At 64.6% G+C, this 14,636-nt stretch carries 7 protein-coding genes; 5 read left to right on the top strand and 2 right to left on the bottom strand.

Annotated features, from left to right (window positions below; genetic code table 11):
- Positions 1-40: 40 nt before the first annotated feature.
- Positions 41-1,900, bottom strand: a complete 1,860-nt coding sequence (locus ASF90_RS09785; protein ID WP_055849039.1) for an ABC-F family ATP-binding cassette domain-containing protein — start codon at positions 1,898-1,900, stop codon at positions 41-43.
- Between the two features lie 181 nt (positions 1,901-2,081).
- Between ASF90_RS09785 and ASF90_RS09780 the strand changes: the two genes are divergently transcribed.
- The 4 genes from ASF90_RS09780 (at position 2,082) to ASF90_RS09765 (ending at position 10,612) form a co-directional block, all read left to right on the top strand.
- On the top strand, positions 2,082-4,460 hold the full coding sequence (locus tag ASF90_RS09780) for a TonB-dependent receptor (protein WP_055849036.1): 2,379 nt from the start codon (positions 2,082-2,084) through the stop codon (positions 4,458-4,460).
- Positions 4,461-4,798: 338 nt separating this feature from the next.
- The gene (locus ASF90_RS09775) at positions 4,799-5,224 is read left to right on the top strand and encodes a VOC family protein (protein ID WP_055849033.1); all 426 of its coding nucleotides are present in this window, start codon (positions 4,799-4,801) and stop codon (positions 5,222-5,224) included.
- A 275-nt stretch (positions 5,225-5,499) separates the two neighbouring features.
- Entirely contained in the window at positions 5,500-7,887 is a 2,388-nt protein-coding gene (locus tag ASF90_RS09770) for a TonB-dependent receptor (RefSeq protein WP_055849030.1), read from the top strand.
- A gap of 325 nt (positions 7,888-8,212) precedes the next feature.
- Positions 8,213-10,612: a TonB-dependent receptor gene (locus tag ASF90_RS09765; RefSeq protein WP_055849028.1), complete on the top strand. Its 2,400-nt coding sequence runs from the start codon at positions 8,213-8,215 to the stop codon at positions 10,610-10,612.
- A 166-nt stretch (positions 10,613-10,778) separates the two neighbouring features.
- Here ASF90_RS09765 and ASF90_RS09760 read toward each other — a convergent pair whose 3' ends face one another.
- Positions 10,779-11,972, bottom strand: coding sequence for a cytochrome P450 (locus tag ASF90_RS09760; RefSeq protein WP_055849026.1), 1,194 nt, complete (start codon positions 11,970-11,972; stop codon positions 10,779-10,781).
- Between the two features lie 777 nt (positions 11,973-12,749).
- Here ASF90_RS09760 and ybaL point away from each other — a divergent pair.
- Positions 12,750-14,444 (top strand): YbaL family putative K(+) efflux transporter, encoded by a 1,695-nt coding sequence (ybaL, locus tag ASF90_RS09755; protein ID WP_055849022.1) that lies wholly within the window; start codon positions 12,750-12,752, stop codon positions 14,442-14,444.
- Positions 14,445-14,636 lie beyond the last annotated feature (192 nt).

Here is a 14,636-nt window from a genome sequence, read left to right as displayed (position 1 = left end):
TCCTTGTGCTTGGCCCGACACGCATCGTAACGCCTGCGCGTTACGCGCCCTCGATCAACTCCATCCACGCCGCTTCCGCTGCGGCCAGCTGCTGCGCCGTCGCCTCACGGTCGCGGCCCAGCACCGCCATCTTGTCGGTGTCGGAGTAGTTCCCCGGGTTGGCAAGTTCGCGGTCGAGCTCTGCCAGCAGCGCTTCCAGCTCGCCCACACGCTTTTCGGCGCTGGCCAGCTTGTGCGGGTTGACGGCTTTTTTCGGCGGCAGTGGTTTGGTCGGCGGCGGCGGGGTCGGTGCCACTTCGGCCATCTTCTGCTTGGTGCCCTGCGCGGCCGGGCGGCTGCGCAGCCAGGCGGCGTATTCGTCCAGATCGCCATCGAACGGCTCGACCACGCCATCGGCCACCCGCCAGAAACTGTCGCAGACCAGGCCGATCAGATGGCGGTCGTGCGAGACCATCACGATGGCGCCTTCGAAGTCGCTCAGCGCCTCGGCCAGGGCCTCACGCATCTCCAGGTCCAAATGGTTGGTCGGTTCGTCGAGCAGCAGCACGTTGGGCTGTTGCCAGGCGATCAAGGCCAATGCCAGACGCGCACGCTCGCCACCGGAGAAGCCATCCACCACTTCAAACGCACGGTCGCCGGCGAAATTCCATTTACCCAGGAAATCGCGGAACGCCTGATTGGAACCATCCGGCGACAGATCGCGGAAGTGATCCATCGGCGACTGACCTTCGTGCAGCGACTCCACCGTGTGCTGGGCGAAGTAGCCGATGCGCAGGTCCGGATGCGCGTTGCGCTCGCCCGCCAGCGGCGCCAGCTCGCCGACCAGGGTCTTGACCAGCGTGGTCTTGCCCGCGCCGTTGGGACCGAGCAGCCCGATGCGATCGCCGGCCTCCAGGCCGAATCCGACGTCGTGCAGAATCACCGAATCGGCGCCATAGCCGGCTTCGATATGGTTTAGCCGAATCAGCGAAAACGGCAGCCGATTGGGCTGCGCGAACTGGATGCGGAATTCGCGCTCGGCGCGCACCGCCTCGGTGCCGGCCATCTTGGCCAGGCGCTTCATGCGGCTCTGCGCCTGCGTCGCCTTGCTGGCCTGCGCCTTGAAGCGGTCGATGAAGCTCTGCAAATGCGCGCGCTCGGTCTGTTCCTTGTCGTGCGCGATCTGCTGCTGGCGCAGGTGTTCGATGCGCTGGCGCTCGAAATCGGTGTAGCCGCCGACGTACAGCTTGGCGGTGCCGCCATGCAGATGCAGCGTGTGGGTGGCCACGTTGTCCAGAAACTCGCGGTCATGGCTGATCAACAGCAAGGTGCCCGGGTACTTGAGCAGCCATTGCTCCAGCCACAGCACCGCGTCCATGTCCAAGTGGTTGGTTGGTTCGTCCAGCAGCAGCAGGTCGCTGGGCATCATCAGCGCGCGCGCCAGGTTCAACCGCACCCGCCAGCCGCCGGAGAACGACGACACCGCGCGGTGGTGCGTGTCGGCCGGAAAGCCCAGGCCGTGCAGCAGCTTGCCGGCACGCGCTTCGGCATCATAAGCGCCGAGTTCGGCCATCTTCTGGTGCGCATTGGCGACCGCTTCCCAGTCTTCACGCGCGGTGGCTGCCGCTTCTTCCTGCAGCACCGCGGACACCTCGATATCGCCGCCGAGCACGAACGACAGCGCCGGGTCCGGCAACGACGGGGTTTCCTGCGAGACGCTGGCGGTGCGCACCTTGCCGGGCAGATCCACGTCGCCCTTGTCGGCCTCCAGTTCGCCCTTCACCGCGGCGAACAGGCTCGACTTACCGGTACCGTTCCGCCCCACCACGCCGACGCGGTAGCCGGCATGCATGGTCAGGTCGACGTTGGACAACAGCAGACGCTCGCCGCGTCGCATGGAGAAGTTGCGCAGGGAAATCATTGATGGACAGTCCGATAGAACGAAAAGGAATGAGCAGATGAGCAGCATTCCTGCGACGCCATTCTAGCGTTAACGAATAATTAGCGCCTTCAGGTTGAACGACACGCGCGCTTCGCACGGCCGTGATCGCCACCCGCCCAGTCTAGTTGGCCCCGCTTGGGCTGCCGTTTTCGGAGTTGTCATGAACCACCCCCTGTCCTTGCTTGCGACCGCCGTGGTCGCTGCACTGCTTGCTTCTCCCGCCCTGGCGCAAGACGCCGCGCCGGCCACCGCCAATACCCTGGATACGGTGATCGTCACCGGCACCCGCGTGGCCGACCGCACCGTGGCCGAGTCGCAATCGCCGATCGACATTATCAGCGCCGAGTCGCTACAGGCCACCGGCACCCCGGAACTGGCGACCGCGCTGGCGCGCGCGCTGCCGTCGCTGAACTTCCCGCGCCCGGCGCTGAGCGACGGCACCAGCGCGATCCGCCCGGCCCAGCTGCGCGGCCTGTCGCCCGATCAGGTACTGGTGCTGGTCAATGGCAAGCGCCGCCATACCTCGTCGCTGCTCAATCTCAACGGCACCATCGGCCGCGGCGCGGCGGCGGTGGATCTGAACACCATCCCGGTGGCGGCGATCGCGCGGGTGGAAGTGCTGCGCGACGGCGCGTCGGCGCAATACGGCTCCGATGCCATCGCCGGCGTGGTCAACATCGTGCTCAAGGGCGCGGAAAAGGGCGGCAGCCTGCAGGCCGGGTTCGGCCAGTATTCGGCCGGCGACGGTAACAACTACGAGCTGTCCGGCGACACCGGCGTGGCCTACGGCGGCGACCGCGGCTGGCTGCATGTGGCCGCCCAGCTCAATCAGCAGGACCCCACCGACCGCGCCCGCGGCTATGCCGGCGCACCCAGCGTGTCGCAGCCGGCCGTGGGCCAGAAGGCATTCAAGATCGGCGACCCCGACGTCAATGCGCAGGCCGCCTCGCTCAATACCGAATACCAGTTCAGCGACAGCATCACCGGCTACGCGTTCGCCACCGCCAGCAACCGCGATATCACCTCGTTCGCGTTCTTCCGCGCGCCAGGCAGCAGCCAGAACATCCTGTCGATCTACCCGCAGGGCTTTTTGCCGGAGATCCAGAGCTATGCCAAGGACCGCTCGCTGGTGGCCGGCGTGCGCGGCTCCACCGCCAGCGGTTGGGACTGGGACGCCAGCTACAACTACGGCTACAACCGCATCGATTTCCACACCCGCAACACGCTCAACGTGAGCCTGGGGCCGACCTCGCCGACGTCGTTCTACGACGGCGCGTTGGAGACCACGCAGAGCATCGTCAACCTGGACGTCAAGCGCGGTTTCGACTGGGGCCTGGCGTATCCGGTGACAGTGGCCTTCGGCGCCGAATACCGCAACGAAAAATGGAACCAGTCGCCGGGCGAAGTGGGCTCCTACTTGCAGGCCGGCACGCTGGCCGGCGGCGCGCAGGGCTTCGGCGGATTCGCCCCCAGCGTGTCGGGCCAGTATTCGCGCAACAGCTATGCGCTGTACGCCGACCTGGAAGCCGATTTCACCGACAAGTTCTCCGCCGGCCTGGCCGGCCGCTACGAAGACTATGACGACTTCGGCAGCCAGGCCTCGGGCAAGTTGTCGGGGCGCTATGCGTTCACCGACAAGATCGCGTTGCGCGGCACGGTGGCCTCGGGCTTCCGCGCACCGTCGCTGGCGCAGCAGTATTTCCAGTCCACCAGCACCACCTTCCTGGCCGGCAACCCCAATCCGTTCGAAATCCGCACCTTCCCGGCCGACAGCAACGTGGCGCGCGCCTTCGGTGCCGAACCGCTGGATGCGGAAACCTCGCTGTCCTACAGCCTGGGCCTGGTGTTGCAGCCCACCGATGCGCTCTACCTCACCATCGATGCCTACCAGATCGACGTGGACGACCGCATCGTGCTGTCGTCCAACCTCACCGGTGCCGGCGTGCGCAGCCTGCTGGAAGCACAGGGCATCTTCGGCATCAACGGCGGGCGCTACTTCACCAACGCGGTGGATACGCGCACCCGTGGTGTGGACGTGGTCGGCAGCTACCGCTGGCAGCTGGCCGCCAGCAGCGTGGACCTGACCGCCGGTTACAACTACTCCGAAACGGACGTGCGCAATGTGGCGGCCAATCCGGCGGCGTTGTCGGCCAACGGGCTGAGCCTGGAGCGCATCGACCGCACCGAGCGTGGGCGCATCGAAGAAGGCTTCCCGCGCGACAAGTTCCTGGTCAACGGCAGCTGGAATTCCGAGCACTGGACGCTGGCGCTGGGCGCCACCCGCTACGGCGAATACAGCACGCGCCCGGCGGCGGCGATCAACGACCAGACCTTCGGTGCCAAGTGGGTGGTGGATGCCTCGGCCAGCTATAAGGTCGATCGCTGGACGCTCACGCTGGGCGCAGACAACCTGCTGGACGAGTATCCGGACGAGAACAACTTCGCCAACTCCACCAGCGGGCAGTTTGCGTATAGCAATCTGTCGCCGTTCGGCTTCAACGGTGCCTATGTCTACGGGCGGATCAACTACCGCTGGTAAACACGGCCAACGCCGCTAGCGACGGCTGACGATGGAACGCGCTGCACGCTGATGCTGCAGTACCGACATCGATGTTCGACCACACGCCCCGGCCAGCCCGGGGCGTGTGTGTTTCTGCGCTTGTGCGCTTATGACAAACACACAAGCAGGCGCAACCGCTCACCGAATACCGCTCTGCGTTGCATGGCATATGCACGGCGCGCGTACCGCAGGCTTGCCATCAAGCTTCGGTGCGCTGCCTGGCTGCCATGCGTCCACACAGCTCAGGCAACGCAATGACGAGGCGTACGCCCGGTGCGTGCTAAGACCGGTGCTCCTGTCATTGCCGGAGCACGCCAATGGAAGCATCGCAACTGTGTCGCGGCCGCTTGATCGATCACCTGCATCTGGTGGTGCACGACCTGCCGGCAAGCCGCCGCTTCTATCAAGCCGTGCTCGAAGTCCTGGGCATTCCCATCGGCGGCGACGGCGATGGCTACTTCTGGGCCGACGAACTATTCGTTTCCAACCGCGACACGGTGGCGCAAGGCGTGTTGACCGGCCGCCATCATCTGGCCTTCCAGGCGCGCGACGCTGCGATGGTGCAGGCGTTCCATGACGCCGCGCTGGCCAACGGTGGGCGCGACAACGGCGCGCCGGGTTTGCGCCCTTATCACCCGAGTTATTACGCGGCGTTTGTGCTCGACCCGGATGGCAACAACATCGAGGCGGTCTTCCACGGTCCTGCGCAACGCAGTGCCGATGCGGTGCAGATCACGTTTTGATGCACAAGTTTCATAACTGGTATCGATGCCCAAAATGGGGCAACGCAATCCGTTGCCCAGCGTAGGGAAATGCTATCGACGCCTCACTTTGGTGCACGATGACAACGTTGGCATAAGCATACGTTCGATGACAGTTGCATGCGGAACGTAACCAAAATTTGACATGTGGTTACGCGTGGTTAATGGTTGAGAACGTACCGCAGCTGCCGCAACGGACGCGGCCTGGGAGGGGGCCCACTGCGCTGCATCCGTTCCCCACTCGGAGTTGTTACCGCATGAATTGCAAGTCCAGTCCACTCGCAGTCGCTGTCGTTGTTGCCTTGTCGTTTTCCGCTTCAACCGCAGTTGCGCAGTCGCAAGCTCCCACCCAGAAAACCCTCGACACGCTGATCGTGACCGGCACGCGCGTGGCCGACCGCACCGTGGCCGAATCGGCATCGCCGATCGACATCATCTCGCCACAGGCACTGGAATCGACCGGTACCACCGAGTTGGCTACCGCGCTGTCACGCGCGATCCCCTCGCTCAATTTCCCCCGGCCCGCCATCTCCGATGGCTCGGATGCGGTGCGTCCGGCACAGCTGCGCGGCCTGTCGCCCGATCAGGTGCTGGTGCTGGTCAACGGCAAGCGCCATCACAGCACTGCGCTGATCAATCTCAACGACACCCAGGGCCGTGGCTCGTCGCCGGCCGATCTCAACACCATCCCGATCGCTGCGGTGGAGCGCATCGAAGTGCTGCGCGACGGTGCGTCGGCGCAATACGGCTCCGATGCGATTGCCGGCGTGATCAACATCGTGCTCAAGGGCAGCGGTGAAGGTGGCAGCGTCAATGGCCGCTACGGCAAGTACAGCGCTGGCGACGGCGAGCAGTATCAGCTGTCCGGCGACGCCGGTTTCAGCTTCGCCGGCACCGGCAAGGTGCATCTGGCGGCGCAGGCCGGGCATTCGGATCAGACCAACCGCGCGTTGCCGTTCGGCGGCCGCGTGGAGCAGCGCTACGGCGACCCGGAAATCGACCAGGGCGCCATCTCGTTCAATGGCCAATACAGCCCCACCGATTACCTCACCTTCTACTCATTCGGCATGGTCAGCCGGCGCGAAGTGCTGTCCAACGGCTATTTCCGCTTTGCCGGCGACAACCGCAATCGCCCGGAAATCTATCCGGACGGCTTCCTGCCGCAGATCTACAACGTCAGCAAGGACGTGTCGTGGGTCGGCGGCTTGAAGACCTCCACCGAAGGCGGCTTGAACATCGATCTGAGCTACAACTACGGCCAGAACAATCTCACCTTCGATGTGCGCAACAGCTTGAACAACAGCCTGGGCGTGACCAGCCCAACCGACTTCCATGCCGGTACGCTGGAAGTCACCCAGAACGTGCTCAACGCCGACTTCACCAAGACCCTCGATTGGGGCCTGGCCTACCCGGTCACGCTGGCCTTCGGTGCGGAATGGCGCGGCGAGAAGTTCAACCAGTCGCCTGGCGATGCGGCTTCGTCGGCCAACGGCGGTATTCCGTCTGCAAACGGCGCGTTGATTCCTGGCGCGCAGGTGTTTCCGGGCTTCAAACTCTCCGATGCCGGCTACTACGACCGCAACAGCCATTCGGCGTATGTGGATCTGGAAGCGGATCTGACCGAGAAGTTCTCGGCCGGCCTGGCCGGGCGCTACGAGAAGTACAGCGACTTCGGCGACACCGCCACCGGCAAGCTGTCGCTGCGCTATGCGTTCACCGACAAGGTGGCGCTGCGTGCTACCGCCTCCACCGGCTTCCGTGCGCCGTCGCTGCAGCAGCAGAACTTCCAGTCGATCGCCACGCAGTTCCTCAACGTGGCCCAGCCCAACGGCTCGGTGACGGCGATTCCTTTCGAGATCGGCACCTTCCGCACCGACAACCCGGCCGCCATCGCGCTCGGCGCCGAACCGCTGAAGGCCGAGGAATCCAAGAACTACGGCCTGGGCGTGGTGTTGCAACCGGTCGAAAACCTGTACATCACCGTCGATGCGTACCGCATCGATATCGATGACCGGGTCGTGCTATCGGAGAACCTGACCTCCATCGCCGCGCGTAACTATCTGCAGGCCAATGGCTTCCCGGGTATCGGTGGCGGGCGCTATTTCACCAACGCGGTGGACACCAAGACCCAGGGCGTGGATGCGGTCGGCACCTACCGTTGGAACCTGGATGGCGGCAGCGCGGAGCTGACCAGCGGCTACAACTACAACAAGACCGAAGTAGAGAAGATCGCCGACAACCCGGCAGCGCTGGTGGCGATCGACCCGAATGCAGTCCGCATCGGCCGCGCGGAACTGGGCCGTATCACCGAAGGCACGCCGCGCGACAAGTTCTTCCTGGGCGGCACCTGGGCGCCGGGCAACTGGTCGTTTACCGGTACTGCCACGCGCTGGGGCGAGTTCAGCACCTTCGGCACCAACGCCGGCAGCGATCAGACCTACGCGGCCAAGTGGACGCTGGATCTAGCCGCCTCCTACAAGCTGGGCGCCTGGAACTTCACCGTCGGTGGCGACAACGTGCTCAACGAGTATCCGGACCGTCAGGAAGCCGGGCTGGGCACGCGCACCTACCTGCCTTACAGCAGCGCCTCGCCGTTCGGTTTCAACGGTGCGTTGGTGTACGCCAACGTGAACTACAAGTGGTAATCGCAGGCGTCGGTCGCTAGCGACCGATGCTTCCCTTGCACGGCAGCGCAGTACAGCGCGTTGCCGACTGCAGCGGTCTTGCGCCTGCACTCTCGCGACGGGGAGTGCGGGCAATCGAATCTTCGTTTCGCCGCTTTCGCAAGGACGCCCCGCAAGGATGCACAACGCGCTGCATGGCGCGTTGCAGATCGCCGGTATTGCCACGCCTGCCGCTTTGCATCTGCAAAGACCCAACGTGCATGCCCGATCACCCCACGCAGTTGTCTTCTCCCGGTTACACGCACTTCACCGCTGCGTCCTTCATCCCCTTTGAGCCTTGATTCCCATGCACACCTCCAACGCACTCTCGCTGGCGATTTCAGTCGCACTCACCGTCTGTTCGTTCGCTGCCAGTGCGCAGTCGCAATCGACCCCGCCGCAGAAAACCCTGGACACTCTGATCGTCACCGGTACCCGCGTCAGCGACCGCACCGTGGCCGAATCCGAATCGCCCATCGACATCATCACCGAGCAATCGCTGCAGGCCACCGGCGCTACCGACATCGCCACGGCATTGGGCAAACTACTGCCGTCGCTGAACTTTCCGCGCCCGGCGATTTCCGATGGCAATGACGCCTCGCGCCCGGCCACCCTGCGCGGGCTGTCGCCGGATGCGGTGCTTGTGCTGGTCGATGGCAAGCGTTATCACACCTCTTCGCTGATCAACTACAACCCGTACGTGGGTCGCGGCTCGGCGCCGGCCGATCTGAACTCGCTGCCGATGTCGGCGATTGCGCGGATCGAAGTGCTGCGCGATGGTGCATCCGCGCAATACGGCTCCGATGCCATCGCCGGCGTGGTCAACATCGTGCTCAAACACGGCGCCGCTGCGGGCAGCAACAGCATCTCGGTCAACGGCGGCATCATGGACAAGGGCGATGGCGAGCAGAACGGCATCGACGGTTCGGTGGGCCTGGCCTTCGGCGGCAGCGGCGGCGACACCGCGCCGGGCTGGGTGCGGCTGTCGTGGAACTACCAGAACACCATGAGCACCAATCGCGGCGAAAACACCAACCGCGCCACCACCGTGCCGGGGACGCCCAATCCGGGCGGTGTGCCGTATCAACGCCATGGCGACCCGGCATCCAACTTCTATCAGGGCCTGGCCGCATTCGGCTATGAGTTCTCGCCCAATGTGGAGCTGTACGGCCACCTGAGCATGAGCCGTCGCGAAGTCACTTCCAACGGCTATTACCGCGCCGCCGACAACACCGCGCGCAATGTGCAGGCGATCTATCCCAACGGCTTTCTGCCGCAGATCTACAACCCCACCAACGACCGCTCGGCCGTGTTGGGTCTGAAGGGCAGCACCGAGAACGAATGGAATTGGGACGTGTCGGCCACCTACGGCAAGAACGACATGACCTTCAACATCCTCAACAGCATCAACACCAATCTGTACTACACCACCGGCGCCTCGCCGACCAACTTCAACTCCGGCGGCTTCGAAACCGAGCAGGGTACGGTCAATGTCGATGTCAACAAGTCCTTCGACTGGGGCCTGGCGTATCCGGTCAATGTGGCCTTCGGTGCCGAGCACCGTCAGGACCGCTATGAGATCACCGCCGGCTCGCCGGCTTCTTACTTCTTCGATCCCAACACCATCAATCCCGACACCGGCGCGCCCTACCCCGGTGGCGCGCAGGTGTTCTCCGGCCTGGAGCCCTCGGTGGCCGGCCGCTTCGGTCGTCATAGCAATGCGGTCTACGCCAACCTGGAAGCGGACATCACCGACAAGCTCTCCGGCGGCATTGCCGGGCGCTTCGAAAACTACAGCGACGCCGGCTCCACGCGCTCGGGCAAGCTGTCGGCGCGCTACGCCTTCAGCGATACGTTCTCGTTGCGCGGCACCATCTCCAACGGCTTCCGCGCCCCGTCGCTGGCGCAACAGAACTACGCTTCGGTGGTCACGCTGATCCAGAACGGCGAGCTGGTGCAGGTCGGCACCTATCGCACCTCCGACCCGGTGGCTGTCGCATTGGGCGCCCGCCCGCTGAGCCCAGAAAAATCCACCAACTACGGCCTGGGCGGCGTGTGGCAGCCCACCGCCAACTTCACCTCCAGCCTGGACGTCTACCAGATCCGCATCTGGGACCAGATCCTGTATTCGGATCAGCTGCAGCTTGCGCAGCCGATCGGCCAGGTGGCGGCAGTGCAGTTCTTCGTCAACGGCGCCACCAGCCGCACCCGCGGTGTGGACTGGATCAACAGCTACCTGGCCGATCTGGGCAACTACGGCAAGCTCAATCTCAGCGCCAGCGCCAACTACAACAAGACCACCATCCTGGAGCTGTCCAACCCCAACTTCGGCCGCGCCAGCCAGGGCCTGCTCACCGATGCCACGCCGCGCACCAAGTACATGGCCGCCGCGGACTGGTCGATCGGCGGATTCGCGCTGAACTTCAACGCTACCCGCTACGGATCGATCAAGCGCATCAGCGACCCTGCCGATGGCAGCCAGGACCAGACCTATGACGCGCGCTGGCTGCTGAATCTGGCCGCCAGCCAGACCTGGGACGCGTTCACCTTCACCGTGGGTGCGGACAACATCACCAACCAGTACCCGACCAAGGCGCAGCTCACCACCGCCTACGACGACCGTGCCGGCGGCCTGCAATATTCGTCGCTGTCGCCGTTCGGCTTCAACGGCCGCTACTGGTATGGCCGGGTCACCTATCGATTCTGATTGGGGACGTGTATTGGCTGTTTAGCGCCCGCGCTGATCGCAGATTGCGATCAGCGCGGGCGTGGCACAGACATCGCCGATCGCTTGGCGATGCCTGTCGCTGTCATCGCATCCACGCGTGTGCCAAGTCCCAACGCGCGGCTCGCGCAAGGCAGCACGCGTTGCCTCACCACGACGCCGGCAAGGCATCCACGCCGCGCAGATTGGCGCGGTCATTCCATGTCAGCGTCTCGAGTTGCTCCAGGCGCAACGCCGGCAACTGCTCCAGCAGTGCAGCAAGCGCTGCCTCCATTTCGATCAAGGCCAGCCGGTTGCCCAGGCAGTGGTGAATACCGCCGCCGAACGACAGCGCACGCCCTTGCTGTCGGCGGATATCCAGCACCTGCGGGTCGCTGAATTGCACCGGGTCGTGATTGGCCGCGCCCAGCATCAGATACACCATCTCACCTTCGCGCAACGCGCTCCCAGCGATCTCGAAATCCTGCAATACCGTGCGCGTGGCCATCTGTACCGAGCTGTCGTAACGCAGGCATTCGAGTACAGCGTTGGGCAGCAAGGCCGGGTTCTGCTGCAGCAGTGCCAACTGCTCGGGATGCCGATGCAGGGCGACCAGTGCATTGCAGATCATGTTGGAGGTGGTTTCGTGGCCGGCGAAAAACAGCAGGATCACATTGGAGACGATCTCGTCGCTGCTCAGCCGCTGACCCTGATCCTCTGCACGGATGAAGCGTGAGATCAGATCGTCGCCGTCGCTGCTTCGACGCGCTTCGATCACCGCATGAAAGTAGCTTTCCAACTGCAGATACGCCGCGCTGGTGGCTTCCAGCTCTTTGGGCGTCATCAACGGGTCGAACACCTTGGCCAGTGCGCTGGTGGCCTGCCCGACCGTGATGGCGTCGGCAGGATCGATGTCGAGCATGCGGCAGATGATGCTGATGGGCAGCGGAAACGCGAAGTCGCGCAACACATCGCACTGGCCCTGTGCGCGAAAGCCGGCAATCAACACCGCAGCGGTGTCGCTGGCCACCTGACGCATCGACTCCATCTGCCGCGCATTGAATGCCTGGGTCATCAGCCCGCGCAGACGCGTGTGCACCGGTGGATTGACCATCAGGAACATGCGGCTCATGCCCTGAAACAGCGGCATCTCCACGGCGGCCTCGCCATAGCGCAGACGGATACTCTGCAGATAATCGCGGCCGACGCGTCGGTCGCTGAGCAGGCTGTCGACCACCGCGTAGTGGCCGGTCATCAAACGGCGTTCTGCCACTTCCACCAGCGGCCCTTCGGCGCGCAGGCGTGCATAGGTCGGATACGGGTCCTGACGAAACTGTTCTGTTGCGAAGTCGCTGAGATGCATGACCTGGGCTCGTGAAGCCTGATCGCGGGGGAAGCGATAGAGGCGTGGCATGGGGAGGGAGTGCAGACCGCTTGCGCGAAGCGACGCCTGGATTGTCAGCCGTCGTTGCGCATTTGCCTGACACAGGCGCGAAGCCGTGTCGTCAAACTTCAAACCCTGTGCGGCGGCGCCGTTGCCTCATCGCGCGTGCGCATCGATGACAGCGCGCAACCCTCTCCACGATTGCCGCGTTGCATGCGCAACGTCGCACGCGTTGCGCATTGCGAGACACGCGCGTAGCCGCGTAGCCGCGTAGCGATCGATTCGCGCCTGTTGCAGGCAATGGCCAGCGATGGCGTGCACACGCAAACCACTGCCTGTGCGGGTGACCTGGGGACGTGCAATCGGCCATGGTTACGCGGCGCGTCGTCACGACGCTATTCAGCGCTGCGGCACAGTCGCAGTGCGCTGTCGATGGTGGCCGATGTCGATGGATGTGCTGTCCGGCGACGCCGCGGCCGCAGCGGTCCGTCGGTTGGCAGTGCTGGCATCGGTTCGAGCGACCCGCATCACCGTCGCCAACGGATTGCCCCTCGCGGCCGCATGCGCTACGTGTCGCATCGCGTTAATCATGCGCTGTGTACTATGGGCGTCCGGCCAACCGGACCGCTCTGCGGCCCTGGTCCCCCGCGCCGGATTCCAGCACTTCATTCGCGATGCCCGCAGGCGCTGCCCGGCGCAGTTCGTTTGGCTGGTCACGCCGTTTCATCACTTCGGACACTCTCACAACGGATTGGAATGCACCACGACACCAGCCTCATCGACATCATCGCCGTCGGCCTCGCGGTCGCCTTCATCCTGGGCACGCTCGCGCAGAAGATGAAGCTCTCGCCGCTGGTCGGCTACTTGTTGGCTGGCGTCTGCGTTGGGCCGTTTACACCGGGATTCGTGGCCGATCAGACCATGGCCAACCAGCTGTCCGAGCTGGGTGTGATGTTGCTGATGTTCGGGGTGGGCCTGCACTTCTCGCTCGAAGACCTGATGGAAGTGAAGTGGATCGCGGTGCCCGGTGCGCTAGCGCAGATCGTGGTGGCCACGCTGCTCGGCTGGGCGCTGGCCTGGAGCATGGGCTGGCCGTTGATTCATGGCCTGGTGTTCGGCCTGGCGCTGTCGGTGGCCAGTACAGTGGTGCTGTTGCGCGCGCTGGAAGAACGCCGCCTGCTGGACACCCAGCGCGGCCGCATCGCGGTGGGCTGGCTGATCGTCGAAGACCTGGTGATGGTGCTGGCCCTGGTGTTGTTGCCGGCGCTGGCGGATGCGCTCGGGACCGGTACGCCAGCTGCGCACGACGGCGCGTCCAGCTCGCTGCTGGCCGCGCTCGGGCTGACCTTGCTCAAGATGGTGGCGTTTGTCGCGGCGATGCTGGTGATCGGTCGTCGGGTGATTCCCTGGTCGCTGGAAAAAGTGGCTGCGACCGGCTCGCGCGAGCTGTTTACCCTGGCCGTGCTCGGTATCGCGCTGGGTGTGGCGTTCGTGTCGGCCACGTTGTTCGGTGTGTCGTTTGCACTGGGCGCGTTCTTCGCCGGCATGCTGCTCAAGGAATCCGAGCTCAGCCATAAGGCCGCCAGCGATTCGCTGCCGTTACGCGACGCGTTTGCGGTGCTGTTCTTCGTGTCGGTGGGCATGTTGTTCGACCCGATGATTCTGATCGCGCACCCGTGGCAGGTGCTGGCCACCTTCCTGACCATCACCGTGGGCAAGTCGCTGGCGGCGTTTGTGATCGTGCGCGCGTTCGGCCATCCCACCGGCACGGCGCTGACCATTTCCACCAGCCTGGCGCAGATCGGCGAATTTTCTTTCATCCTGGCCGGGCTGGGCGTGCAACTGGCGATCCTGCCGGAGACCGGGCGCGATCTGATCCTGGCCGGCGCGTTGTTGTCGATCGTGGCCAACCCGTTCCTGTTCTCGTGGCTGGACCGTTGGCAGGCCAAGCAGGCGCAGGATGCACCGGCCAAGGTGGAGCCGGAACTGCCGCCCGGCCCGCCATTGCCAGCCGACGGGCATGCCATCGTCATCGGCTACGGCCGCGTGGGCAGCGCGCTGGCGCAGCTGCTGCGCAGCCGTGGCGTGCCGGTACTGGTGATCGACGACAACGGCGACCATGTGGCCAAGGCGCATGCAGCCGGTATCCCCGGCATCCGTGGCAGCGCAGCGGCCGACCGCGTCCTGGCCGAAGCACGTCCGGAGAACGCGAAAATCGCGATTCTGGCGATCCCGCAACCGCTGGAAGCCGGCGAAGCACTGGCCAAGCTGCGCGCGATCAACCCGTCGCTGACCTTGCTGGCGCGCGCGCATAGCGATGCCGAGGTCAAGCATCTGCTCGAACACGGCGCCGACGGCGCAGTGCTGGCCGAACGCGAACTGGCCTACTCGCTTGCCGAAATGGTGATGTCCACGCCGCCGTACCGGGCGTTGAACGTGCCGGCGTCGTAATCGCCGCCGGGCGGCGAAGCCGACGACACTGCAGATAAAGCCATTGGGTAAACGTAGACATCGCGCCGCAGCACCACAGGTGCGATGCGCACCGGGCGCTAGATTCCTGCGGCAACTACCCCGGCCGAAACTCCAGCCGCTGCGACGGCCCATTGCAGGAGTGGATGTCGGACAGACCTGCGCTCGCTACGT

Origin of the sequence: Xanthomonas sp. Leaf148 (genome assembly GCF_001423585.1) — a bacterium.
GTDB lineage: Bacteria > Pseudomonadota > Gammaproteobacteria > Xanthomonadales > Xanthomonadaceae > Xanthomonas.
Note: the sequence above shows the minus strand (reverse complement) of the source record. Positions and strands in the feature narration are given on the sequence as shown.

What these genes read in the sequence shown, in the direction of transcription:
- ybaL (WP_055849022.1), top strand. Translation starts at nt 12,750, where the DNA reads ATGCACCACGACACCAGCCTCATCGACATCATCGCCGTCGGCCTCGCG.
- ASF90_RS09770 (WP_055849030.1), top strand. Translation starts at nt 5,500, where the DNA reads ATGAATTGCAAGTCCAGTCCACTCGCAGTCGCTGTCGTTGTTGCCTTG.
- ASF90_RS09765 (WP_055849028.1), top strand. Translation starts at nt 8,213, where the DNA reads ATGCACACCTCCAACGCACTCTCGCTGGCGATTTCAGTCGCACTCACC.
- ASF90_RS09785 (WP_055849039.1), bottom strand. Translation starts at nt 1,900, where the DNA reads ATGATTTCCCTGCGCAACTTCTCCATGCGACGCGGCGAGCGTCTGCTG.
- ASF90_RS09780 (WP_055849036.1), top strand. Translation starts at nt 2,082, where the DNA reads ATGAACCACCCCCTGTCCTTGCTTGCGACCGCCGTGGTCGCTGCACTG.
- ASF90_RS09760 (WP_055849026.1), bottom strand. Translation starts at nt 11,972, where the DNA reads ATGCATCTCAGCGACTTCGCAACAGAACAGTTTCGTCAGGACCCGTAT.
- ASF90_RS09775 (WP_055849033.1), top strand. Translation starts at nt 4,799, where the DNA reads ATGGAAGCATCGCAACTGTGTCGCGGCCGCTTGATCGATCACCTGCAT.